The following is a 25068-nucleotide window of genomic DNA, read 5'->3' as shown; positions in this document are numbered from 1 at the left end:
TTTTGCGGTATCACGTACCGCTTTGAAATGTCGGATGACCGGCTGTCGGGCGCCGGGGCATCATGCATGTACGCGGGATGTTGGGGTATCTAATGCCGCTTTAAACCGCGAAATCTCAAGGAAACGCACTCAATACCACTCAAGCCAAAGAAAGTATTCAGGGCATCCACACTAAGGGTTGTGGTGACAATATGTCAGGAGTACCTTATCTGATTCACCGATTAGCCTTTTCTCTCTGTACATGACGCACCCTACCCCTTACGATAAATATCAACAGGTTGCACCGCGCCATCCCGGCACCTAAAAGCAACCACCATATAAGGAGAAACCATATGTCTAAGTCTTTCTACGACCTTCTGAACGAGCAGATTGGCCACGAGTTCGCAGCATCTCACCAGTACCTGTCCATGGCTATCTGGCTCGACGGTGAGGACCTGCCCCAGCTGGCTAAGTTCTTCTACCAGCAGTCCCTCGAAGAGCGCGAGCACGCACTCATGATGGTTCAGTACAAGCTGGACCGCGGCCACAAGGTCGAGATCCCCGCTGTTCCCGCTGTCAAGAACGACTTCGAGAACGTTCAGGAAATCGTTGACATGTCCCTGGCACAGGAGAAGGTTGTCACCGGTCAGATCGAGGCGCTGTTCTCCGCAGCACGCGCTGAGAACTACGCACTGGGCGAGCAGTTCATCCTCTGGTTCCTGAAGGAACAGGTTGAGGAAGTTGCAACCATGGAGACCCTGGTGACCATCGTGAAGCGCGCAAACGGCAACCTCTTCGACCTGGAGAACTACGTTGCACGCGAGCTGGCACACGACCACGGCCAGGAGTCCGGTGCACCCGCAATCGCTGGTTCCTAATCTTGCGTTCAGGCGGCTAGACACCTAGTCGACCACGCAGAATATCTGCAAAATATTAAACGTTCCGCCCTCCCCACACGCCGTGGGGAGGGCGGAACGTTTATGCATATACGCCATAAAAGCACACCGCGGTGCACCGTCCAGGAGCTAAAAGCCGCCAGCCGGTACTCGAATACTCATACAGTGCAGAGTAAACTTAAAAGCCTTAGATGCCGCATAATATCGCGGCAGAAAGAGGAGAGAATGACTCACACCAACCCAGATACCCTCAGCCGCGGCTCATATAGCAACTCACGCCGCGTAGCCGACATTCTGCGTGCAGAATCAGTCGGCGGTACCGTACTTCTGATTGCGACGGTGCTGGCAGTAGTACTCGCCAACACCCCCGCATCCAGCTTCTACTTCGGTCTGCGAGACACCGTGGTTGGCCCGGTTATCCCCGGCTTCAACCACCTGCAGATGAGCATCGGAACCTGGGCGGCAGACGGTCTGCTCGTCGTTTTCTTCTTCCTCACCGGCCTGGAGCTGAAGAAGGAATTCGTAATTGGTGACCTCAAGTCGCCCTCCACCGCGATTGTGCCGATTGCGGCTGCCTTCGGTGGCGTGGCAGTGCCCGCGATTATCTACACGGCGCTGAACTTCACCAGCCCCACCGCTCTGCACGGCTGGGCTATCCCCACCGCAACCGATATTGCGTTTGCGGTATCCGTGCTCGCCGCCGTGGGTACTTTCCTCCCCTCGGCGATGCGTGTCTTCCTGCTGACCCTGGCTGTGGTCGACGACCTGATCGCAATCTGCATTATCGCAATCTTCTACACCAATAACTTCCACGGCGAGTACCTGCTCTTCGCACTGATTCCGCTCGCACTTTTCGCGTTCATCGCCTACCGTGGCGAGACCATGCTGCATCTGAAGCCTCTCGCCGCATGGGTTCTGCTGTTGCCCCTGGGCATCATCACCTGGGCACTCTTCCTCGAGTCCGGTATTCACGCCACCATTTCCGGCGTGGTTCTGGGCTTCCTGGTGCCCGTGAAGATGTCCGCACGCTCCGAGGCGGCACACGCAGAACACGGTCTGGCAGAGGTGCTGGAGCATCGCTTCCGCCCCCTCTCCACGGGCATCTGCGTGCCCGTCTTCGCGTTCTTCAGCGCGGGTGTGGCCGTTGGCGGCTTTGAAGGCCTCGGACGAGCCCTCACCGACTCCGTGGCAGTCGGCATCATGGTCGCGCTGGTTGCAGGTAAGACCATCGGTATTTTCGGTACCACCTGGCTCGTGACCCGCTTCAAGAACGCTAACCTCGACCCGGATGTCGCCTGGATTGACGTGGTCGGCCTGGCTGCAACCGGCGGTATCGGCTTCACCGTGTCCCTACTGGTGGCTGAGCTGTCCTTCCCGCACGGCTCCCCGCACACCGAGGATGCAAAGATTGCGATTCTCTTCGGTTCCGTGCTCGCCGCGATTGTCGGTGCCATCATCCTTTCACGCCGTAACAAGCACTACCGTGCCCTGGCTGAGAAGGAAAGCGTGGACGCTGACGACAACGGCATCCCCGACGTCTTCGAGGGCACCTACCGTGACCCGAAGACCGAAGCCTAGCAAGAACTCCTAAGGTCTAGTACCTTCCCTACACCCCAATCCCCCGCTGATAATGATGTCTCACCGCACTACCTCACGTCGCCGTACAGCACGAGCAGGGCAGGCGCCCGCGCCTCCTTCAAGGTATGCAGAGATATCAGCACGCGTGGTGATTGGGGTGTATTCTTTTGCCGCGCTACTGACCACGTTCGCGTGGATTATTTCTCCTCTGCGGCACGGTCGCGGCTTCACTTGGTGGGAAGTCACCGCTGACCTGCTGAATATTCCCTCCACGCACACGCTGCCCAGCGCCATCACGATGATTGTGCTGGTTTCCGGGCTGATTGTGCGTAAGCGCGCTGCCCTCATTGCGGCCATCGTTTTTCAGGTGTTGGGTGCGCTGATTGCGACGCATAGCGCCTTCACGCTGGTGTTCCCCGCGGGGATTATGCCGAAGGACCGTATTTTCTCCTCGACGGTCGATACGCTCTCCATCGTGTTTGCGTGTGCGCTGGTGCCTTTCCTTTTCTCAATTCGTTCGGCGTTCCCGGCGCGTATTGGTCGCCTCTCGTGGGTAGGTGCGGCGTCGACGGCTGTTGGCGGCATCCTGCTGACTACTCTGGTGCTCTGGTACCTCTGCCACATTGGCGTGTGGGAGCCGTTGCGTTCGGTGACCCCGTGGGAGTTGCTGATGCACGGCATGGGTATTGAGCGTACCCATCCTGGTGTTTGGTCTGCTGATGTGGTCGCTTTTTTGGCTTCTTTCGGTTACGGCGCCTCGCTGGTTGCGGCACTGTACCTGTTGGCGCGCGGTTACCGTGCCCCGGATGCGTGGACCGGCGAGAAGGAGCTGAAGATTCGCGCTCTGCTACAGCAGTACGGTGCCAATGATTCGCTCTCCTATTTTGCGACGCGTCGCGATAAGCAGGTGATTTTCTCTCCGGATCAGAGGGCGGCGATTACGTACCGTTCGGTGGGTTCGGTGTGTTTGGCGTCGAGCGACCCGGTGGGTGACCCTGATTCGTGGGATGCCGCCATTGAGCAGTGGATGCTGCAGGCGCGTAGCTATGGTTGGGTTCCTGCGGCGCTGAGCGTGAGTGAGGCGGGTGCGCGCGCCTATAACCGTGCGGGCCTGTCGATTATTCAGATGGGTGAGGAGGCGGTCCTTGAGGCGGACCGTTTCACGCTCAATGACACGTCGATGCTACCGGTGCGTCAGGCGGTTCAGCGTGTGCGCCGCGGCGGGTACACGGCGCAGATGCGTCGCTTTGCGGAGCTGGATGAGCAGCAGCGTCAGCAGGTTGCGGAGAATATTTCGGCGTGGCGTCATGGCCGCGTGGAGCGCGGTTTTTCGATGGCTCTGAACCGTGTGAATGATCCGGCGGATTCTTCGTCTGTTCTGGTGTCGGCTCATGATGAGGCAGGTCAGATGGTGGCTCTGCTGTCATTCGTTCCGTGGGGCCCCACCGGCCTGTCGCTGGATGTTATGCGCCGCTCCCCCGAGGCACCTAATGGTGTGGTGGAGTTTATGGTGGCGTCGCTGATGGAGCAGGCGGCGTCTTTGGGTGTGCGTCGGGTGTCGCTGAATTTTGCGATGTTTGGCCATATTTTTGAGGCTGCTGATCAGGTGGGTGCGTCGGCGTGGAACCGTTTTGCTTCCCGCTCTTTGGGTGTGCTGGATCGTTTTCTGCAGTTGCGCCGCCTGTATCGTTTCAATCTGAAGTTTGCCCCGCTGTGGGTTCCTCGTTTTTTGGCGACGGAGCCGACGTTGGCGATGGCGAATGTTGTGGTTGCGTCGGGTATGGCGGAGGGCTTTTTACCGAATTTGTCGGCGCGCCGTTTGCAGGATCAGGAGCAGGTTCTTTCTACAGATGAGCTGGAGGCTCTTCGCCAGATGCAGCTCGCTTCTGTGGAAGAGCTTCCTGAGGTGTCGCGTAGCGATCAGACTCAGCACCGTCTGCGCCATCTGGAGGCGCTGCGTGCGGCGGGCATGGATCCGTATCCGCTGGGTGGTGAGATACGCAGTAATGGTGCGCCTATTCTGGGCGTGAAGGATGCCCTGAGTATATTCTCTTCTGAAAATATTCCAGATTCGGAATTCATGGTTTCGGGGCGTATTCGCGCGCTTCGCAACCACGGTGGAGTCCTCTTTGCAATCCTCATTGAAGGGGGTGAGACCCTGCAGGTCGTCGTGGAACGCAGCCTGGTGGGCGAGCACCCGTTGAGCCTCGCCTCCCGCAACCTGGATACTGGTGACATCATCACCGTGCGGGGCACCTACGGGGTGAGCCGTAACGGCACTCCATCGCTGATTGCCGCCTCCTGGTACATGGCGTCGAAGAGCCTGCACCCCATCCCCTTCGACTCCTTTACTGACCCGGAGGCGCGCCTGCGTCGCCGTTCCACAGACCTGTTGGTGCATCCGGACCAGATGCAGAATCTGCGCCTGCGTACTGCGGTCATTAAGGCACTGCGTGCCCGCCTGGATGCGGAGGGCTTCCTTGAGGTGGAGACCCCGATTCTGCATACGGTGCACGGTGGCGCGAGCGCGCGTCCGTTCCGCACGTATATCAATGCGTACGGTGAGGATTTGACGCTGCGTATTGCGCCGGAGCTGTATTTGAAGCGCCTGGTGGTGGGCGGTAGCGGTCCGGTATATGAGCTGGGTCGTGATTTCCGCAATGAGGGTGCTGATGCGACCCATAATCCGGAGTTTACGGTGCTTGAGGCGTATCGTCCGTATGCGGATTATGTGCAGATGCGTGAGTTGACGGAGCGTCTGATTAAGGATGCCGCTCAGGCGGTGTTTGGTTCGGTGTCTTTGCCGCTGGGTCGTAAGGCTTCGAGCGGGCGCGTGGTGCGTGATGTGTCGGGTCCGTGGCGTGTGGTGTCGGTGTGTGATGCTCTGTCGGAGGCGCTGGGTCGCCGAGTGGATGTGCAGACGGATTTTGAGGAGTTGCTGGCTTTGGCGCAGCAGCACGGTGTGCGTGTTCACGAGGGTATGGGTCCGGGTGCCATCGTTGAGGAACTGTATGGTGAGCTGGTTGAGGTGCATACGGTGGAGCCGACGTTCTATACGGATTTCCCGGCGGAGACGAGTCCGCTTGCGGCGCCGCATCGTAGTGTTCCGGGTTTGGCGGAGCGTTGGGATTTGGTGATTAACGGCATGGAGATGGGCTGTGCCTACTCGGAGCTGGCGGATCCGCTGGTGCAGCGTGAGCGCCTGACGGAGCAGTCGTTGAAGGCGGCTTCGGGTGACCTGGAGGCGATGGAGGTGGATGAGGATTTCCTTTACGCCTTGGAGACGGGTATGCCGCCGACGGGTGGTTTGGGTCTGGGGGTGGACCGTTTGGTGATGCTGTTGGCTCAGACGCAGATTCGTGGGGTGTTGTCGTTCCCGTTTGTGAAGCCTGAGCGTTCGTAGCCCGACTGATACCCACGCTTCTCCGCTAAGCCCGGTGCGAGGTTTTGTACCTTGTGCCGGGCTTTTTGTGCCCGCCCTGCCGGTGCCGTCAACACCTCCACGGAGCCTATATTTACTCTGTCCATATATTAAGTATTCGTTACATTTTGCATTTGACCCCTTTTTTAAGTTGCCGAGCGGGTGGCGTAGCCGACACAATGAGGTGACTAATCATGCGGAGCGTATGTGCCTCCGTTACGCGGCTTTGAGTCCGCACCACCCAGCAATGTAGCCCACACGTTGTCCGTCTTTCGGATTTGAGCGTGCGGGCTTTTTGCTTTCAAGATTGGAGTGCCGAGTGGATTTTCTTCTGAATATCATCGGGGACATTAATACGCAGACTGCGGAACTGACTTCCTCCGTGGATGCCGTGCAGAACTGGATGTGGAGTAATTTCCTCTACTACGCTCTGATTGCGGCTGGTCTGTACATTACGATCCGCACTCGCGGTGTGCAGTGGCGTTCCATTAAGGAAATGATCCGCGTCCTGGGTGACCCGGTTGCTCGTGAGGCTGACGGTAAGAAGAGCATTTCTTCGTTCCGTGCGTTTACTGTTTCGGCGGCTTCTCGTGTGGGTACCGGTACTGTTGCGGGTGTTGCTTTGGCTATTGCTATGGGCGGCCCGGGTGCTGTGTTCTGGATGTGGGTTATTGCTGCTGTTGGTGCGGCTTCTGCTTTTGCGGAGTCCCTTCTGGGTCAGCTGTATAAGGAGCGCGGTAAGGATTCCTATATTGGTGGTCCGGCGTACTACATGAAGCGCGGTCTGAATGCTCCGTGGATGGGTTACATCTTTGTGGCGTTCATTGTGGTCACTTATGCGTTCGTGTTTGTGGCGGTTCAGACGAATGCTGTGGTGGATGCTACGGCGAACTCGTTCAGCATTGATGTTTCGGGTACTAACTCGATGGGTTTCCGCATCACTATTGGTCTGATTATGGTGGCGCTGACTGCGGCTATTATTTTCGGTGGTATTCGCGCGATTTCTTCGGTGACTGAGTGGCTGGTGCCGATTATGGCGGTGCTGTATTTGCTGCTGGGTCTGCTGGTTGTTCTGCTGAACATTGGCAAGGTTCCGGAGATGCTGCTGATGATTTTCCAGGGTGCTTTTGGTATTAAGGAGTTTGTGACCGGTGGCGCGATGGGTGCCGTGATTTGGGGTATGAAGCGTGGCCTGCTGACTAATGAGGCGGGTATGGGTACCGCTCCGAACGCTGGTGCGACCGCTACTATTTCTCACCCGGCTAAGCAGGGTTACGTGCAGACTTTGGGTGTTTACTTTGACACCATGATGGCGTGTACTGTGACTGCGTTTATTGTTCTGCTGTCGAACCCGACTTATGGTGATCGTTCTCGTGGTGCGTCGCTGACTCAGTCGGCGTTGGCTATGCAGCTGGGCGATTGGGCGGTTCACTTCCTGACTATCGCGATTTTCATGTTTGCGTTCTCGACTGTGATTGGTAACTACTACTACGGCGAGTCGAATATGCGTTTCGTGACTGAGCGTAAGCTGCCGATGAATATTTTCCGTGCACTGGTTCTGGTATTCGTGTTCTTCGGTGCGATTTCTTCGCTGGATCTGGTGTGGACTACCGCGGATATGCTGAATGCCGGCATGGTGATTGTGAACTTGACGGCGGTTCTGTTGATGACTCCGCAGGTTGTTGCGGTGTTGAAGAACTATGAGGCTCAGCGTAAGGCTGGTTTGGAGCCGATTTTCAAGGCTTCGGATATGCCTGAGTTGAAGAATCTTGCGGCGTGGGATGGTACTGATGCGGTGACTACCCGTGAGTTCTGGGCTGAGTATGATGCGAAGGCTGCTGAGCGTCGTGCCGCGAAGAAGGCTAGCCGCTAGTTTGTAAGCTACACGCAGGTTTCTGTGTAAGGCTTTGTGGAGGGTCCGTCCTGCTGTGTTGCGGGGCGGGCCCTTTTGCGTGCTTGAGGGGCGTATGGGGCTGCCCATCGGGGTAGGCTCTGAACGTCTCCTTGAACTACCCTGAGGGCTTGTGGATTCCTCCGGGTCTGTATGCTTAGGAAGGATGTTAGGAGGGCTTATGGATTGGCGTGCCGTACTGGAGCTGGTGGTCACGGTCGTGTTTCTGGCTGGTATTGCGTTGGCGCTATTGTGCTTGGTGACGATTCATCGGAACCCGCATTTTTCGGAGGTACAGAAGCTGAAGTGGCTTCTGCTGGTGCTGTGCCTGCCGTATGTGGGTCCGGTGACGTGGTTGTTGCGTGCGCGTTTGGAGCGTATTGACCGGGAGCGTGCTGAACAGGAGCGTATGGCGCAGGGTTCCGCGGCTGCTTCTGCTGCAGCTGCTTCCGGTGAAGTGTCCGGTAGTGCCCCCGATAGTACCTCGGAGGCTCTTTCTGACACCCCCACCAATACTAAGTAACGAAGGTCACACTCTCTCAATTGGACAGCACCGCATGCAGTCCGTATAGTTTTATGTGTTGCCTGCGGTGATACACCGTAAGACACATGCGCGAGTGGCGGAATAGGCAGACGCGCACGGTTCAGGTCCGTGTGCCCGTGAGGGCGTGGGGGTTCAACTCCCCCCTCGCGCACCAACGATCCCCGGTTCGAAAGAACCGGGGATTTTTTCATATCCATAACCAATTCCCCGCTAAATGACGGGGTTCCAGAGCGATGGCAAGTGCATCACCTAAAATAGAATCGGGTGTGTTCATTCACAGAGCACACAGCTAACGCACAGACACGCTCGTTAAACTGAGCCTTTCGGATAAAGACCGTTTGCGCGGTCTGTTGCTCGGAATGGTCGTTGAGAAGGAGGCGGCATGAAGTTTTTCGACAAGCTGGGCAAGCTGGAGCAAGGCATCGGCCGCACTGTCGGCCTTTCCAAGGGCTTCGGCACCTTTGCGAAGGCGGATGTTGCTAACCGCGTCCGCATCATGATGGATGACGAGTCCTACGTGGACGGCAGTGGCCGCACTATGGCTCCTAATGTCTATACTCTCCGTTTCGCACCGGTTGATTTCCCTCGCGTGCGCGAGTGGGGCAACCCGTTCGCTGTTGAGCTGTGCGATTTGGCGATTTCGCACGCCCGCGCGCAGGGTTACACCCTCATTGGTGCGGTTCGCGTGACGTTCAACGTTCTTGATTCTCTCTCTGAGGGCGAGTTTGAGGTTGTTGCGACTTTCGAGCCGTTCTCTGTACCGGAGGCTCCGGCATCCCCGTCTCTGCGCGGCGCCACTAACTACGCGCCGGTGCGTCCGCCGCGTGAGTCTTCTTTGCCGACCCGCATTACGAAGCCGGCTGCTCAGCCGGCTCAGCCTGCACCCAGCCCTGCGCCTCAGCAGGCTCCTGCGCCTCGCCTGAACATGCCTGTAGCGCCCCCTGCGGCGGCTCCCCGTTTCTTCTTGGAGATTGAGGGTCGCATGCACCCGGTGAACCACCTGCCGTTTGTGCTGGGCCGCGGTTCTGATGCTGATTTTCGTCTGGACGATAAGGGTGTTTCTCGCCGTCACCTGCAGCTTTCGATGCAGAGTGGTGCGGTGGTCGCCTCCGATATGGGTTCTACCAACGGCACGTTGATTAATGGTGCGCCTCTGCGTGCGCCGGTGGTGCTGGCGAACGGTTCACTGCTTCGCATGGGTAATACCCGCATCATCTTCCATAGTTCGACCGGAGGTGTCCGTTAATGGCGTCTGAATTGACCGTTACTCTCCTTCGTTACGCTTTTCTGGCTCTGATTTGGTTCTTTGTTTTCCTGGTGGTTTCGGCGGCTCGCCGTGACCTTGGTTTGGGTAAGAACTATCGTGCGGCACCGGTTGATGCGGTTCCGGAGGCTACCCATATTGCGCCTCCGCCGACTCGTCCTTCGCAGCTTGTGATTACTGCGGGGGCGCAGGCTGGCGCGATGATGCAGTTGGGGGACCACCCGATTACTATTGGCCGCGCTAATGACATTGAGGTGTCCCTGCAGGATGATTACGCCTCGGGTCGCCATGCGCGCCTGTTCCCTCAGGGTTCCCGTTGGTTCCTTGAGGATTTGAATTCTACTAATGGTACGTTCGTCAATGGCGAGCGTCTGACTCGTGCGACCCCGATTGAGCCCGGTGATGATTTCCGCGTTGGCGGTACCACCATGCAGTTGAGGGGCTAGTGTATGAAGATTGCTTTTCGTTTTGAGGCCCGCTCTGATACGGGTCTGAAACGCTCGAAGAATGATGACTCCGGCTACGGTGGTCGTTTCCTTGCTGTCGTTGCTGACGGTATGGGCGGCCACGTAGGCGGCGATGTCGCGTCGGCTACGACGGTTCTGAATCTGACTCCGCTTGATCACCCTGATTTTGAGGATGGTACTGGCGGCGTTTATCTGGCTGATGAGATTCAGAGTGCGAACCTGATTATTAATGAGCTGGCGGCGAATGACCCGCAGCTGGCGGGTATGGGTACGACCTGTACTGCCCTGCTGATTGATGGCGATTGTATTGAGCTGGCTCATATTGGTGACTCGCGTGCGTATCGTCTGCGCCCGGGTGCTGATGGTGAGTTTGAGCAGATTTCTACTGACCATACGTTTGTGCAGCGTCTGCTCAATGAGGGTCGTATTACTCCGCAGGAGGCGGAGAACCACCCGCATAAGAACGTGATTATGCGCGTTCTGGGTGACGTTGACGCGTCCCCTGAGCTGGAGTTGAAGACTCTGGACGCTGTTCCCGGCGAGCGCTGGGTGCTCTCTTCTGACGGTTTGGATGCTGTGGTGTCCCTATCGGAGATTGAGCAGGTGATGCGTTCTACCGATGACCTATCTGAGATTGCTGACACTCTGATTGCGATGACTTTGGAGCGTGGCGCTCCGGATAACGTGACGGTTGTGTCCCTGCAGGTGATTGACCGTGAGGTTCTGCCGGTGGATGAGCCGGTGGGTCCTTCGAGCCTGCCTGAGTCTGCTCTGCCTGATTCGATTGTGGCGGAGCAGGAGGTCAGCACGAATACTCAGAAGCTTCCCGAGGTTGCTGCTACGGCTGAGGCTGCTGAGGCTATTTTGGGTGCGCACCATGATGAGGACTCTGAGGAGCCTCATCGTCGGTCGTTGCGCCGTTTCCGTCGTGCTCGTGACTTCTCTGGAACCCTGTTGCACAGTGGTTCTGGGGCAGTGCGTCACCATATCGGTACGTACGATAACGCCGTGGATGCGGCTCTTACGAATGCTGCGATCTTGCGTAGCGAATTGGGTTCCCGCCCGCATCAGCTGGTTGGTGCCGCTTCGGTGGCTACTGAGACCGGCATGATTCCGGCGGTGACTTCGCGTACCCTGGAGCATCGTGCGACGGTGGCTCAGCGTGTGCCTTTGAAGGTTGAGTCTGATGAGGCGACCTTGCCGGCTGAGCTGGAGGAGCTGATCGCTGAGGATACTGTTGAGCGTTCGCGTCCGCGGTCGTGGTCGATTCGCCTGTTCATTACTCTACTGGTTGCAGCTATTGTGACGCTGGCTGCGTGGACCGGTCTGCGCTATGTGGAGCGTAGCTACTATGTGGGTGAGAGTGACGGCACGGTTGCGGTGTACAACGGTATTCCGCATGCGTTGGGTCCGATTCGTCTTTCTCACGTGGTGGAGAATACCGATATTCCTACGAGTGAGTTGAGCGATCATACGCGTTCTTTGTTGCGTAATGCGATTACGGCGAAGGACCTGGATGATGCGCACCAGATTGTGACTCGTTTGAAGACTCAGGCAGATCAGTCTCGTGAGAAGGCTGAGCAGGCTGCAGCTTCTGCGTCTGCCTCGGCATCGGCTTCTGCTTCCCCGAGCTCTGTGGCGCCCAGTGAGGCTCCAAGCTCTGGGGCACCGAGCTCTGATTCGGCATCCCCGGCTCCTGAGCCGGCTTCTTCGGAGGCTCCTGCTGCGGTAGGCGGTGAGAACAATGGCTAAGTTCTCGTTCCGTCGTGAGTCGGATGCGCCTCGTGCACGCCGTTTCACGGAGCTTTTCCTGCTGGTTTTGGCGGTAGGTATCAGCTCGTTCGGCATGTACCTGATTGATCCGGAGCATGCTTTTGATACGTCGAAGAGCCAGTGGCTGCCGTGCACGGTGGTGCTGGGTGCCGGTGCTCTTCTTATTCACCTGGTCATGCAGTTCCGTGCGCGTTATGCTGATCCGTTTATTCTGCCGCTGGTGGTGGCTCTGAACGGCATTGGTTTGACCATGATTTATCGCCTGGATCCGCAGATTGCGGCTCCAGTGGGTGACGGTCAGCTGATGTGGACCGGCGTGTCGATGGTGCTGTGCGCGATTATCGTGTTCGTGCTCAGGGATTACCGCCTGCTGCGTAAGGTCACGTACACCTCCCTGGTGCTGTCGATGATTCTGCTCATCATGCCGCTGGTTCCGGGTCTGGGTATGGAGCTCAATGGTGCTCGTATTTGGATTCATATCGGTAACCGCACGTTCCAGCCGGGTGAGGTCGCGAAGATTACTTTGGCGATTTTCTTCGCCGGCTATTTGGCGACACACCGTGACCTGATTCTGGTGGCTGGCCGCCGCATCGGCCCTATTAATCTGCCGCGTCTACGTGATTTGGCGCCGGTGTTCTTGGCGTGGATTGTGAGCCTGGGTGTTCTGGTGTTCCAGAAGGACCTTGGTTCGGCAATTATGTTCTTTGGTCTATTCATGGCGATGCTGTACCTGTCGACCGGTCGTATTTCGTGGCTGGTGGTTGCGGGTATCGGTATGGCTGTGGGTGGCTATTTCGCGTACCACTATGTCTCGCACGTGCACGCCCGTATTTATGCGTGGGTGCATGCTTTTGATCCGGAGATTTACCAGGCGTCTCCTGGCGGTTCGGGTCAGATTCTGCAGGGCGTTTTCGGTCTGGCTTACGGCGGTCTTTTTGGCCGCGGTTGGGGCCAGGGCCGCGCGAACCTCGTCCCGTACGCTAATTCGGACATGATTATTTCCTCGTTGGGTGAGGAGCTGGGCCTGGTGGGTCTGGGTGCCATCCTGATGATGTTCATGCTTCTGGTTTCGCGCGGTTACCGTGCGGCATTGGGTACTCGTGATGGTTTCGGCAAGCTATTGGCTGCCGGCCTGTCTACGGTCATGGTTCTGCAGCTGTTCGTGGTGATTGGCGGCGTGACTCGTTTGATTCCGCTGACTGGTCTGACGACTCCTTTCATGTCTGCCGGTGGCTCCTCGTTGGTGGCTAACTGGATTATTGTGGCGCTGTGGTTGTCTATTTCTCATAGTGCCCGCGCACCTCACCTGGTGGCTGGTTATGATGCTCCGCAGGGTATTGACCATGCGGACACTAGCTACGAGCCGGAGGGTGCTACTAGCGTTCTGGCGCGTATTACGGCTAAGGATTCTGGAGGTGAGAAGAATGGATAGGGCTATTCGCCGCATGTGGATGTCTGCCGCGTGCGTGTTTGTCCTGCTGATGGGCACCCTCAGCTATATTCAGTTCTTCGATTCGAAGACTCTGATGAATAATCAGTGGAATTCCCGAGCTCTCTACGATAATTACGGTTCGGCACGTGGCTCAATCGTGGTTGATGGTACGGAGATTGCTTCGTCGGTGAAGTCCGATGATGAGTACAACTACCAGCGTGTGTATAACCACCCGCTCAAGTATGCGGCTCTGACGGGTTACTTCTCCACGATTTATGGCGCGACCGGTTTGGAAGCTGCTATGGATAAGGAGCTTGCAGGTACGAGCGATAGCCAGTTCTACGACCGTGTGGCGCAGCTGTTTAGCGGTTCTTCCGCACAGGGCGCCAGCATGGAGCTGACGATCAATTCGAAGCTTCAGGATATTGCCTACAACGCTCTGCAGGGCCGTAAGGGTGCTGTGGTGGCGTTGAACCCGAAGACCGGTGAGATTCTGGCGATGGCTTCTTCGCCGTCCTATGATCCGAATCTTCTGTCGTCTCATACGAGCTCTTCGGTGTTGGCGAATTATCAGGCGCTGACTTCTGACGAGGACAGCCCCCTGTTTAACCGTGCGATTGCGGGTAACACCTATTCGCCGGGTTCGACCTTCAAGATTATTGATGCGGTGGCGGCGCTGGAGTCCGGCAAGTACAACGCATCTTCGGTCATTGCGAACCCCGCGCAGTTGCCGCTGCCGGGCACGAACATCAGCCTGCCGAACTATACGGGCGGTCAGTGTTCGACCCGCACTCAGGCGACGATTGAGTGGGCTTTGGCTCAGTCCTGTAATACGCCGTTTGCGCAGATTGCGATGGATTTGGGTCAGGAGCGTATCGCGAAGACCGCTGAGAATTTTGGTTACGGCCAGGATTTGAAGATTCCTTTGACGGTTTCTAAGTCGTCTTTCCCGTCGAATCTGACGCAGAGCCAGCTGGCCCAGTCGGCGATTGGTCAGTACGACGTGAAGACCACTCCGCTGCAGGTGGCGATGACTTCTGCAGCGATTGCAAATGGCGGCGTGCAGATGAAGCCGAACCTGATTCGTTCGGTGAAGACCAGCAACCTGAGCACTTTGCAGGAGTTCTCTCCTGAGAAGCTGCGTACGTCCACTAGCCCTGAAATTGCCAACCAGGTGAAGCAGTGGATGGTGAATGCGGTTGATAATGGTATTGCACGTAATGCTGGTGTCTCCGGTGTGAAGGTGGCGGGTAAAACCGGTACCGCGGAGACCACGGCAGGTTTGAATAATTCTTGGTTTACCGGTTTCGCGCCGGCTGATGATCCTCAGATTGCGATTGCTGTGGTTTATGAGGATATTGACGTGGCGACCGGTGCCCAGTTGGCAACCAGTACTAGTAAGCAACTCTTTGAGGCGGTGTTGAACAAGTGAGGCCTGCGGCTGATATCACTTTGGGCGGGCGCTACACCCTAACCGAACGTATCGCGATTGGCGGTATGGGCGAGGTGTGGAAAGCTCGCGACAAGGTGCTTGGGCGCATCGTTGCGGTCAAGATCCTCAAGGAGGAGTACACCGGTGACCCGGGCTTCTTGGAGCGTTTCCGCGCTGAGGCCCGTAATACGGCGCTGTTGAACCACCCTGGCGTAGCGAATGTTTTCGACTACGGCGAGGAGGATAACTCCGCGTACCTGGTCATGGAGCTGGTGCCGGGTAATCCGCTCTCGAGCATCATCGAGCATGAGACTACCTTGCCACCCGATCGTATTCTGAACTTCATTGCTCAGACCGCTCGCGCGTTGGCTGCGGCTCATTCGCAGGGTCTGGTGCATCGTGACGTGAAGCCGGGTAACCTCATCATCACTCCGGATGACCGTGTGAAGGTGACCGATTTCGGTATTGCTCGTCTGGCTAACCAGGTGCCGTTGACGGCTACCGGCCAGGTGATGGGTACCGCCCAGTACCTGGCGCCGGAGCAGGCGACCGGTCAGGCGGCTACCGCCTCGTCGGATATGTACTCGTTGGGCATTATTGGTTATGAGTGCCTGGTGGGTCGTCGTCCGTTTACGGGTGAGTCGCAGATTGCGATTGCGTTGGCTCAGGTGAATGATCCGCCGCCGCCGCTTCCGGAGACTATTCCGGCTCCTGCTCGTGCGCTGATTATGTGCCTGCTGGCTAAGGACCCGGCTCAGCGTCCTAAGGATGCGACCGCTCTGGCGTCTGCGGTGGATGCGATTCGTCGCCGCGACCTGAAGGCTGCGGTGAAGGCTGTTCCTTCTTTGGCTCAGTTCTTGGCTGAGGAGAACGCTGACGACGCTACTGTCGCGATGACCGCTATGGATGTTGCGGCTGAGCCGATTAGTGCTTCTGCTACTCCGCGTTTCGGTTCTGGTGGTCGTTTCTCGCCGGAGCCGACGACGGCGCCGATTCCTCGCACGAGTGCGCAGACGATGCGTCCGGTTTCAGGTCGTGTGAAGGCTACTCCTGCTCCTGCAGCGAAGCGTGGCTCGAACGTGTGGATGTGGGTTGCTCTGCTTCTGGCAATCGTGCTGATTGCCGGCGGTATTTGGACGGTCCTTTCCTCTAATAATGGTGGCGATTCGTCTGATCCGGCTCCGAGCGCTTCTTCGTCTGTTGCTCCGACGAACACGGGTACCGTTTCGACGGTGGAGCCGGCTGAGTCTGCTTCTGCCCGTGCCGCTAAGCAGAAGGTGACCGTCAACGCGATTAACTATGAGGGTCGCGAGCTGCAGGATGCGGTGAACGAGCTGAAGAACCTTGGCTTGTCCCCCAAGACTGAGGGTGTTGAGTCGACTCAGCCGGAGAACACGGTGATTTCGGTTTCTCCGACGGGTACTTTGGAGCAGGGTAATAGCGTGACTGTTCGCTATTCGACCGGTCCGAAGTCGGTAACTTTGCCGTCGAACCTTGAGGGTAAGAACGTTGATGAGGCGTCGAAGGCTGTTGCCGCTCTGGGTGTGAACGTTTCTCTGCATTATGAGAATTCGGACACTGCGGCCCCCGGTACGGTGCTTCGTACTACCCCCTCATCTGGCACCAAGGTCACGGTTGGTAGTAATGTAGACATGTATGTGGCCTCTTCCAGTTCGGGTAGGGGTTCGAGTGCGAGCGCTTCTGCTGCACCGTCTGCGTCGGCTTCTGCTTCCGCTTCCGCGTCGGCGCGTTAGCCCCTACATTTTGATTTAGTTTTAGTCTTAGTAATCCAGGAGAACTTATGGACCTGTCGGTTCCCGACACGGTTGATAACCGTTACAAGGTACTCGAGGTAATCGGTACCGGTGCGATGGCAACCGTTTATGCTGCTGAGGATACTCGCCTCGGCCGCAAGGTTGCGCTTAAGATTCTGCGCCCGGAGCAGGCCCAGGACGATACGTTCCGCGCACGCTTTAAGCGTGAGGCGGAGGCTGTGGCGTCTCTGAACAATCCTGCGATTGTTGCTGTCTATGACACCGGTTCGTATAACCCCTCGCAGGATGGCAAGGAGTCTGATTCTTCGGAAGAGGGCACCGCTATTCCTTATATCGTGATGGAGTACGTGGAGGGTCATACTCTGCGTTCCATTCTGTCCCGTGGCGGCCACCTGCCGGTCCGTGATGCTTTGGGTTATTCCGAGCAGCTGCTGGGTGCTTTGCAGTACAGCCATTCGATGGGCATTATTCACCGCGATATTAAGCCGGCGAATATTATGGTGCTGGACCGTACCAGTGAGGATATCGCTAAGGGTCAGCCGGGCCAGATTAAGGTCATGGATTTCGGTATTTCCCGTGCCATTGAGGAAGCTGGCGAGGCGCTGACCAAGGCTAATGTGGTGATGGGTAGCGCACGCTACATGTCCCCTGAGCAGGTGAGCGGCAAGGATGTTGACGCCCGTAGCGATCTGTACTCTGCTGCTTGCGTGATTTACGAGATGATTGCTGGTCGTTCTCCGTTCGATGCTGAGTCGAATGTTGATCTGGCGGCTAAGCACCTCTCTGACACTCCTGAGCCTCCGAGCAAGTTCACCCCGCTTGAGGTTCCTGCTGGTCTGGATGCTGTGATTCTGAAGGGTCTGGCGAAGAACCCGGATGAGCGTTATCAGAGCGCGGCTGAGTTCGCTCAGGCTCTGGTGTCGGTTGTTCGCCCGGGTGAAGAGACCGTGGTTCAGGATGCAGCGATGACTACTGCGTTTGTGCCTTCGGCGACTACCGCTTCTCTGGGTGAGGATTACGCCCCGTACACCACCTCGATTACTGAGGCCTCGGTGGAGGACGGCGGCCTTAACGGTTTCTTCGAGTATGAAGACGATGAGGAGCTGTACGACGTTGAGGAGTACGCGGAGTACGATGAGTCTTCACCGCGTAAGCGTGCGTGGGTTCGCTTCCTCGTGGGCACTTTGATTGCTGCTCTGCTGGTTTTCAGTGTCGGCTCGGTTCTGTACTATCAGAACAAGCTCAATGAGGTTCCGCAGGTTTCGGTTCCGGCTGTGGTGAATGTTTCCCGCGATGATGCCGATAACCAGCTGCGTAACCTGGGCTTCGTGCTGGATTACCGTACGGCTTACTCTGACAACATCAAGAAGGGCGACGTGATTAGCGTTGAGCCTGGTGTTGGTTCGAAGGTTAACAAGGGTTCGACCGTGACTGTGACCGTTTCGAGCGGTCCGGAGAAGGTCAAGCTGCCGGATAACCTGCAGGGTCAGAGTGAGGCGTATGTCCGTAACGCTCTGAAGGACCTGGGTCTGGTAGATGGTCGCGTATCCACCGTGGAGAGCGCTTCCGTTCCTGCGGGTATGGTTGTGGAGCTGTCCCCGGAGAAGGGCTCGACCGACGATAAGGGCGCTCAGACCGTTGAGGCTGGTAGCACCGTGAACATTGTCCTGTCTTCCGGTAAGGTGAAGGTCCCCTCGCTGGTGGGTCTGACTAAGGATCAGGCGATTGCTGCTCTGACCGCTCAGGATGTTCTGCTGAACACCAACATCGAGACTGTTCAGACTAACGAGCGTCCTGCGGGCACTGTGCTTTCGCAGAGCTCTGCGGCGGGTACTCTGGTGGCTCAGAACAGCACTGTGACGATCCGTGTGGCTGCTACTCCGACTCAGACGACCGCTCCGACTACTGCGGCTACTCAGCCTGCGGCAGCAACCGGTAACCAGAACGCTACTACTGGTAACCAGCAACGTTCTACCGCGGCTAACCAGCAGGCTACTCAGCCTGCGGCGTCGACCGGTAACCAGAACGCTACTACTGGTAACCAGCAGCGTTCTACCGCTACGGCTACTCCGGCACCGGCTGCGTCCGCTACTGCGGGTACCCGTACGATTCAGGGTACTAACGCGAATACCAATGCGAACAACGCAAACGCTAACGCCCGCTAAGGGGTTCTAGCGGCTAGCAAAAAGGGGCGGCGCTCTACACCATTGGGTGTGGGGCGTCGCCCCTTTTTGTGTATCTGGGCTTGCTCGTAGCTAGGGGTCCAGATATAGCTATCGCCTCCAGTTTCCCTGTAGCATACCTGCTACGGGGCTTCTGGAGGCGATATAAGCCATTGATGGCGGCCCAAGCTAAAGTTTACTAAGCCATGAGGGGTGAGAGGCTCTTAGCGCGTTCTGCGGCTCCCTGCAGGCCGGTTTCTTCGAGCCAGTTGCCGAGCATGAGGTATCCGCTTTCGGTCAGGACCGATTCGGGGTGGAACTGCACGCCGTGCATGGGGGCTTCGCGGTGGCGCAGGCCCATGATGATGCCGTTGTCGGTGGTGGAGGTGGTTTCCAGGACGTCGGGCATGGTTTCGGGTACGACCGCCAGGGAGTGGTAGCGGGTCGCGGTGAAGGGGCAGGGCACGTCCTTGAACACGGAGACGTTCTCGTGCACGAGGCGGGAGGTCTTGCCGTGCATCAGCTCGGGGGCGTGGGTGACGGTGCCGCCGAATGCTTCCGCGATGGCCTGGTGGCCGAGGCAGACACCCAGTAGCGGCTTCTTCGCTTCGGCAGCCCAGCGGATGGTGTCGATGATGACGCCTGCTTCTGCGGGAGCGCCGGGGCCGGGAGAGACGAGCACGCCGTCGTGTTCTTCGGCGAGCTTGATAACTTCGTCGAGTTCGTATTCGTCGTTACGGATGACGGTGGTTTCAGCGCCGAGCTGCTGGATGTAGCCGACGAGGGTGAAGACGAAGCTGTCGTAGTTGTCGATGACAAGGATGCGGGTCATGGCACGTCCTTAGCGCTAATGGTTGATGGTGACGTTCAGGTTGAAGGGGCCGTACTCTGCGAAGTGGGGGAAGACGAATTCCATGAGCAGGTAGACTACGGCGAGTATCAGCGCGATGGCGATGATGATGCGAACCCACAGGGGGCCGGGGAGGTGGCGGAAAATCCATGCGTACATCTTGCTTTTCCTCTCTGATTTAGGATCCTGCTACGGAGGCGGCAATCTCTGCGGGTGCTCCGGCTGCGGCGGGCCGCCAGGATTCGAGGCGGGCGTGGACAATGTATCGTTCGGTGTCACCGTAGCGCGGGTGGCAGGTGGTGAGCGTCAGGAGGCGCTCGGTGGGTGCTACGCCGGGCTGTCCGGGGACGGGTTCGATGACTTCTACCTGGTCGGGCTGCACGATTTCGTGGCTGTAGACGGTGTAGGTGTAGTAGCCGTCTTTGGTGCGCACGTAGATGTGGTCGCCTTCGGTGAGCAGGTCGATATCGTTGAGGACTTTACCGCGGGTTTGGCGGTGGCCTGCGAGGGAGAAGTTGCCGACCTGTCCGGGCATGGCGCTTCCTTCGTAGTGGCCGAGTCCGAGGGAGTCGAGCACGTCGGAGCTGGTGCCCTGGGTGGCGGGGCGCTGGTAGTCGGATCCGAACTTGGGGATGTAGACGACGCCGAAGACTTCACCGTGGCCGGGTTCGCTCAGACCTGCGGGAGGGGTGTTGGGGTCCCAGTCGGGGAGGGGTTCGGCGGGGTTGGAGTCGAATTCCTGAACGAGGGTGCTGACGGCTTGGGATTGGGTGCGGTCGGCGTCGATGTTGGTCCACCAGAGCTGCCATGCGACGAAGAGCAATAGCAGGAGGCCGACGGTGATAAGGAGTTCGCCTGTAATCTGGATAATCCAGTGCAGCACGGTGCGGGGGCGGCGCTCTGCGGTGGGTGCCGTTCCTTGGCTCATGCGTTCTCCTTTGTCCTTTGGGTTGGTATGTTCTTGGGCGCCGGGTGGCGTTCCTTATCTTTCAACGCACGGAGAAGGTGAAATCATCCCGTAAGTCTGCAAAGATAGGTGTGAACATATATTTTTAGGTTACCCATACAACAATAAGCGGAGGAAGTATGTCGACCAACTCGGCTAAGGCATCGTCCAAGAAGAAGTCTCAGAAGTCTGCTAAGTCTGAGGTGGAGGATGCGAGCGAGCTGCGTCTGCGTGAGATTGCTCGTGAGATGGAGAGCGGCACGCAGCTGAAGGAGCAGACTCCGTTGTGGTACCGCGTGATTATGTTCTCGCTGTTAGCGGTGGGCATTCTGTGGATTATTGTTTTCTACATTACGCAGGGCCTGTTCCCGATTCCTGATTTGGGTATGTGGAATGTGAGTGTTGGTGTGGGCGCCATGATGGTGAGCATGCTGATGATGACTCGCTGGCGCTAGAGTTTAGGCGTTATGACTTAGGCGTTAGAGCTTATAGAGAGGCGGCCGTCCCGTGTGGGGCGGCCGCCTCTCTATGTGTGGTGGGGTGTTATAGGGTTTTATTACCCAGTTCTTATATTCTTATATAAGAATATAGTCTAGTCAGACATATATTTTTAACAATTTTAGTTAATCTCAGGATCTTGGCTCAATGAACCCTTTAGTAGATCAGGTCGCCTCGCGCCGCTTCGTGGACGCGGCGGGTTACGGTCTCCATAACGGGCGAGTTGATGTTCCACCGCTGCCAGTAGAGGGGGAATTCTACCGGTATTGCGGCAAGCTTCACGAGATGCCCGCTTTCGAGCTCTTCGGCGCATTGCGCCTCAGGAATGAGACCCCAGGCAATACCGGAACTGACGGCTCGCGCATAGTCCGGAGATGAGGGAATGTAGATGGTGGGGCTTTGGATGAAGGTTTCTTCAGCCTCTAGACCTACCTCTTTTTCAATGAGGGCTCGTGCCACATCCTGCACAAAGTCTTTACGATCGTATTCGACGACGGGGGCACGGTTGAGCTCTTCGCGACTCATAGTCTTGGGCCAGCCGGGCAGGTACCGCTGTACGTAGTCGGGGGTGGCAACGCACCAGTAGCGTGCCACGCCGAGGGTTTCGACGGAGCATCCGGGGATTTTTTCGGGTTTGGAGGTGATGACTGCCATGACTTCTCCAGATCGGAGCATGGCGGAGGAGTGGAATTCGCCTTCTCGTCGCAGGTCGCAGAAGATACTGTCTTCGCGGCTGAGGGTTCCTACTGCGTCGAGGAACCAGGTGGCGAGTGAGTCGGCGTTGACGGCAACGGAGACACTCTGGAAGCCGCCGGCGCCCATGAGTTCGCGTTCCATTTCTTGCTGCAGGAATTCGCTCTGTCGGGCGATGCGCAGTACGCTTTGTCCGGCGTCGGTGGGGGTGACGGGGTTGCTTCGGCGTACCAGGACTTTTCCGGCGATCTGTTCCATGGCTTTGATGCGCTGGGAGATGGCGGAGGGGCTCACTCGCAGGATATCTGCCGCTGCGTCGAAGGTACCGTATTCGATGACGGTGGCGAAGGTGGTGAGCTGGTCGGTACTGAAACGTGTCATAAGAATATCTTACGCAGTGTGAAAATATTTAGATAGATTTAGGGTCTTTTTTCCCGTATTCTCGTCTCTGGCACTTCACACTTCAGCTAACGCAGGCTTTATCCCTGCGTCACAGGCCTTTGCCTGGCAAGCTGGTAGTAAGAGAGCCGCTACCCGCCACTGCGTACGCGGGTTCATACCCCATTTGATCAACATAGAAAGTTTCACGATGTCCGCATCCCTCTCCCTGCTGTTTCTGGGTGCTACCACCACGATTTCTTTGGTAGCGGCTATTGGCGCCCAGGGAACTTTTGTGCTGCGTCAGGGTATTTTGGGTCGGCACATTACCCCGATTATTATTTTCTGCATTCTGTCGGATGCTCTGATGATTGGTTTGGGCGTTGTGGGTCTGGGTGCCCTGTTGGATGCGGCGCCGTGGTTTATTGAGGTGTTCCGTTATGTGGGTGCGGCGTTTTTGGCGTGGTTTGGTTTTAAGGCTGGCCGCCGCGTGTTTACTCCGCACTCGATTGTGGTTGATGATGCGGAGGGTGATTCTCAATCGTTGAAGGCGGCTCTGCTGACCACGGCGGCGGTGACGTATTTGAATCCGCTGGCGTGGTTAGATACGACTATTCTTTTGGGTTCGCTGGCGAATGCCCAGGGCGATCCTGGCCGTTGGTGGTACTACCTGGGGTGCTGCTGCGGTAGCTTAATCTGGTTTTTGATGCTGGGCTATGGTTCGCGCCTGTTGCGTCCGCTCTTTGCACGCCCTTCAGCGTGGCGTGTTTTGGATGGTGCGACTGCTCTTCTGATGGCGTACCTGGTGTTCAACCTGCTGACGATGAACCTGTCGACTCACTAGCTTTTATCCCCCTGACTTGCCTCTTTATACTTTGTCAGTCTCTTTTTCAGTGCTCTTCTCCTCTTCGAGGGGTATGAGCACTTCGTTTTTGGGCATGATGAGTAGGCCCAGGTAGATATCGCGAATGATCAGGATGTGCTTGATCCGCTCAATCATGGGCTTGAGGAAGCTTCGGGCGTATTTTTCATCGCTACTGGTGGTTGCAACGAAGCTGAGCCCGGAGAACACGGCAACGATCATGGACACCTTGATGACGACGGCGTTGATGTTGGTGTCTACGCCGAGGATTTTGAGGTGTTCGGGTTTGATACTCATCCAGGATTCGATGGTGGTGTCGCTAATGGCGATGGATGAGAATCCCATGAAGAATCCGAAGACGAGCAGCATGAAGAGGGTCGCCTGAATAATCTGACCGATCATGGGGATGATGATGAGGTTGCTCCAGGGCGCGATTTTGAGGGGTCGGTGTTCAAGGATTTTCTGCTCTTCAACCCAGTCTTGGGCGGTGTTCCAGATTCCGCCTTCGAGGGCTGCGGCGTGCTCGTAGTCGTTGTTGCTAAAACGTGCGATGTCGTCGCCTCTGTAGCGCCCCAGCAGGCGCGCTGTGCGCTCCAGGGAGGTTGTGACGACCACGAACACGGCGAGTAGCCCCATGAGGCCCAGAACCGCCCAGGTGCGCGGGAAGCTGAGTCCGTTGGCGAGCTTCCAGAGGTCTGCATTCACGAAGATAAAGAGCACGGAGACCATGAGTACGGGTAGTACTTTCGCAATCATGGGCGGCAGGGAGGCGAGCTGGTGGATGGCGTGTTTGAGGGACCACCCTAGGATAGTGTCTACGCCGAGGAAGATGGCAAGGTAGATGCCCACAACGATGAGCGGGAATACTTGGGAACCGTCGTAGACGAAGTCGAGGCCGTCGAGGGTGCTGGATGCAAAGACACCGGCGGTAAAGAGCATTCCGGCAAAAAGTACGGTAAGAATACCCGTGGTGATTTGAACCCACCGCGGGGTACGGACCATCAGCACGTGGGCAAGAGTAATGAACACACCGGAGATAACCGGCATAACGAGGAAAATCCCGCCGAGTACGAGCACTGGGAGTACTTCTTTGCTGAGGGCACTATCGCTTGTGAGAGCTTTGATGTAGTTCGGTAGGGAACCTTTCACGTCCTCCATTACGAAGAGGAGAAGGTTGCGCAGGAAGATATAGCAGATATGCATGATGCCAGCCCACAGGATCCACGGTACAGAGCGTGGGAACGCATCGAGAGCACGTTGACGGGCAGGAATAATGAGGGGCACACTCTGTTTACGGAACCAGACATTGCTCTGTTTCAGCATGTCAGCCCTGGAGTAATGCTGAGGCCTGGTGTAATGCTGAGGTTGCACCGCTTCTGCAGTGGCTTTAGCGCGCAGCCGTGTCTAGATGGGGCGTGCTTCCTTCTGCTGCGGGGTGTTCTGGTCCTGTGTGCTCATGACATACCACTCTACATGGTTGAGAACCCTCTTTTACCGATGAGTTCCTATAGTTCTTCTCGCTGGAGTTCAGCTCCGATAAAGCGGCTGTAGGCACCCATAAGGAGGGCAGCTGCTTCTTCCTGTTCCTCGTAGATGCCCAGCTCCTCGTCCTCACGACCCGTGTAGGTACCGCTACTGATTTCGAGCAGGGATAACGGTCCTTCTGCAGTCTCCGGGGCTAGAGCATCCAGGATGAAGCTCAGGCTTTCTTCTGATTCTTCAGCTACGCCCATGAGCCGCCCCAGGTGTGTACCCGGGTAGGGTGCGATGGTGAGGACGTCTTCGTTCTCGCATTGGATAATGCGTGCGACAGGAATAATATCCCCGTCTGCGGTCTCTTCGAGCAGTAGCTCGGTGGAGAGGTCGATATGGCTTTCCTCGCTCTGTAGGAGCTGCCTGGGCCACCAGAGGTGAATGTATTCGGTCAGTGCCGCCCAGGTTTCGTGAGGCTCCAGTGTGCTCTCTACGTAGAGTGCTACCGTTCGTTCTTCACCGTTGTGTTGGCGCTGCTGATCGACTGGCTCTGGTGCGTGGGAAAACATGGGGTAGTGCATGGTTCTACTCTATCCCAGTGTGTCTGTGAAGAGCATTCTCCTTGTAGACAAAGCTTCATAGACAGGGGTCTGAGGGCACAAAAAAGGGGGCAGACCCGTATGGGTCTGCCCCTTTCCAGCTTTAGCTGTTAAAGCAAAAGAACCCGCGCAAGCGGGCTCTTTTTATTGCCTAT

The 25068-nt window shown here is 57.1% G+C and carries 20 protein-coding genes and 1 tRNA gene; 15 read left to right on the top strand and 6 right to left on the bottom strand.

Annotation, left to right across the window (positions count from 1 at the left end; translation table 11 throughout):
- The first annotated feature begins 332 nt into the window (after positions 1-332).
- The 13 genes from O3649_RS08535 to pknB all read left to right on the top strand — a co-directional run bounded on the left by O3649_RS08535 (position 333) and on the right by pknB (position 18617).
- A complete protein-coding gene (locus tag O3649_RS08535; RefSeq protein ID WP_070686876.1) occupies positions 333-857 on the top strand; it encodes a ferritin in 525 nt (174 codons plus the stop codon).
- Positions 858-1100: 243 nt separating this feature from the next.
- Positions 1101-2453, top strand: a complete 1353-nt coding sequence (gene nhaA / locus O3649_RS08530) for a Na+/H+ antiporter NhaA (RefSeq protein WP_049357181.1) — start codon at positions 1101-1103, stop codon at positions 2451-2453.
- Positions 2454-2505: 52 nt separating this feature from the next.
- Entirely contained in the window at positions 2506-5856 is a 3351-nt protein-coding gene (gene lysX / locus O3649_RS08525; RefSeq protein WP_371573773.1) for a bifunctional lysylphosphatidylglycerol synthetase/lysine--tRNA ligase LysX, read from the top strand.
- A 337-nt stretch (positions 5857-6193) separates the two neighbouring features.
- A complete protein-coding gene (locus tag O3649_RS08520; protein WP_371573771.1) occupies positions 6194-7747 on the top strand; it encodes an alanine/glycine:cation symporter family protein in 1554 nt (517 codons plus the stop codon).
- A 199-nt stretch (positions 7748-7946) separates the two neighbouring features.
- On the top strand, positions 7947-8288 hold the full coding sequence (locus tag O3649_RS08515; RefSeq protein WP_303954545.1) for a PLDc N-terminal domain-containing protein: 342 nt from the start codon (positions 7947-7949) through the stop codon (positions 8286-8288).
- Positions 8289-8376: 88 nt separating this feature from the next.
- Positions 8377-8463, top strand: a tRNA-Leu gene (locus O3649_RS08510).
- Positions 8464-8691: 228 nt separating this feature from the next.
- Complete coding sequence (locus O3649_RS08505) at positions 8692-9555, top strand: DUF3662 and FHA domain-containing protein (RefSeq protein ID WP_314928336.1); 864 nt, start codon at positions 8692-8694, stop codon at positions 9553-9555.
- Positions 9555-10019, top strand: a complete 465-nt coding sequence (locus O3649_RS08500; RefSeq protein WP_049328057.1) for an FHA domain-containing protein — start codon at positions 9555-9557, stop codon at positions 10017-10019. The genes O3649_RS08505 and O3649_RS08500 overlap by 1 nt, the downstream gene beginning before the upstream one ends.
- Before the next feature lie 3 nt (positions 10020-10022).
- On the top strand, positions 10023-11792 hold the full coding sequence (locus O3649_RS08495) for a PP2C family serine/threonine-protein phosphatase (RefSeq protein ID WP_371573768.1): 1770 nt from the start codon (positions 10023-10025) through the stop codon (positions 11790-11792).
- A complete protein-coding gene (locus O3649_RS08490) occupies positions 11785-13245 on the top strand; it encodes an FtsW/RodA/SpoVE family cell cycle protein (protein ID WP_005507381.1) in 1461 nt (486 codons plus the stop codon). The genes O3649_RS08495 and O3649_RS08490 overlap by 8 nt, the downstream gene beginning before the upstream one ends.
- On the top strand, positions 13238-14677 hold the full coding sequence (locus tag O3649_RS08485; RefSeq protein WP_371573766.1) for a peptidoglycan D,D-transpeptidase FtsI family protein: 1440 nt from the start codon (positions 13238-13240) through the stop codon (positions 14675-14677). The genes O3649_RS08490 and O3649_RS08485 overlap by 8 nt, the downstream gene beginning before the upstream one ends.
- Positions 14674-16431, top strand: coding sequence for a protein kinase (locus O3649_RS08480; RefSeq protein WP_049341959.1), 1758 nt, complete (start codon positions 14674-14676; stop codon positions 16429-16431). The genes O3649_RS08485 and O3649_RS08480 overlap by 4 nt, the downstream gene beginning before the upstream one ends.
- Positions 16432-16478: 47 nt before the next feature.
- The gene (gene pknB / locus O3649_RS08475) at positions 16479-18617 is read left to right on the top strand and encodes a Stk1 family PASTA domain-containing Ser/Thr kinase (protein ID WP_296546762.1); all 2139 of its coding nucleotides are present in this window, start codon (positions 16479-16481) and stop codon (positions 18615-18617) included.
- 196 nt (positions 18618-18813) lie between these two features.
- Here the strand turns inward: pknB and O3649_RS08470 are convergent, their stop codons facing one another.
- The 3 genes from O3649_RS08470 to O3649_RS08460 are packed head-to-tail and all read right to left on the bottom strand — an operon-like array spanning position 18814 to position 20392.
- Positions 18814-19446 (bottom strand): aminodeoxychorismate/anthranilate synthase component II, encoded by a 633-nt coding sequence (locus tag O3649_RS08470; RefSeq protein ID WP_070616218.1) that lies wholly within the window; start codon positions 19444-19446, stop codon positions 18814-18816.
- 15 nt (positions 19447-19461) lie between these two features.
- Positions 19462-19623: a hypothetical protein gene (locus O3649_RS08465; RefSeq protein ID WP_005508086.1), complete on the bottom strand. Its 162-nt coding sequence runs from the start codon at positions 19621-19623 to the stop codon at positions 19462-19464.
- A 19-nt stretch (positions 19624-19642) separates the two neighbouring features.
- Complete coding sequence (locus O3649_RS08460) at positions 19643-20392, bottom strand: class E sortase (protein WP_005508087.1); 750 nt, start codon at positions 20390-20392, stop codon at positions 19643-19645.
- Between the two features lie 158 nt (positions 20393-20550).
- Between O3649_RS08460 and O3649_RS08455 the strand changes: the two genes are divergently transcribed.
- Positions 20551-20865: a cell division protein CrgA gene (locus O3649_RS08455; protein WP_005507388.1), complete on the top strand. Its 315-nt coding sequence runs from the start codon at positions 20551-20553 to the stop codon at positions 20863-20865.
- Between the two features lie 199 nt (positions 20866-21064).
- Here O3649_RS08455 and O3649_RS08450 read toward each other — a convergent pair whose 3' ends face one another.
- Positions 21065-21982, bottom strand: a complete 918-nt coding sequence (locus O3649_RS08450; protein ID WP_070616219.1) for a LysR family transcriptional regulator ArgP — start codon at positions 21980-21982, stop codon at positions 21065-21067.
- A gap of 208 nt (positions 21983-22190) precedes the next feature.
- On the opposite strand from O3649_RS08450, the gene O3649_RS08445 reads away from it, so the two are divergent.
- On the top strand, positions 22191-22823 hold the full coding sequence (locus tag O3649_RS08445) for a LysE/ArgO family amino acid transporter (protein ID WP_070616220.1): 633 nt from the start codon (positions 22191-22193) through the stop codon (positions 22821-22823).
- A 24-nt stretch (positions 22824-22847) separates the two neighbouring features.
- Here O3649_RS08445 and O3649_RS08440 read toward each other — a convergent pair whose 3' ends face one another.
- Positions 22848-23990 carry a D-mannonate dehydratase gene (locus O3649_RS08440; RefSeq protein ID WP_371573763.1) on the bottom strand — a complete coding sequence of 381 codons (1143 nt, stop codon included), beginning with the start codon at positions 23988-23990 and terminating at the stop codon, positions 22848-22850.
- A gap of 356 nt (positions 23991-24346) precedes the next feature.
- Entirely contained in the window at positions 24347-24883 is a 537-nt protein-coding gene (locus O3649_RS08435; protein ID WP_371573761.1) for a GTPase, read from the bottom strand.
- Positions 24884-25068 lie beyond the last annotated feature (185 nt).

It is taken from the genome of Rothia sp. 27098_8_29 (assembly GCF_041432785.1).
Taxonomy (GTDB): domain Bacteria; phylum Actinomycetota; class Actinomycetes; order Actinomycetales; family Micrococcaceae; genus Rothia; species Rothia mucilaginosa.
Note: the sequence above shows the minus strand (reverse complement) of the source record. Positions and strands in the feature narration are given on the sequence as shown.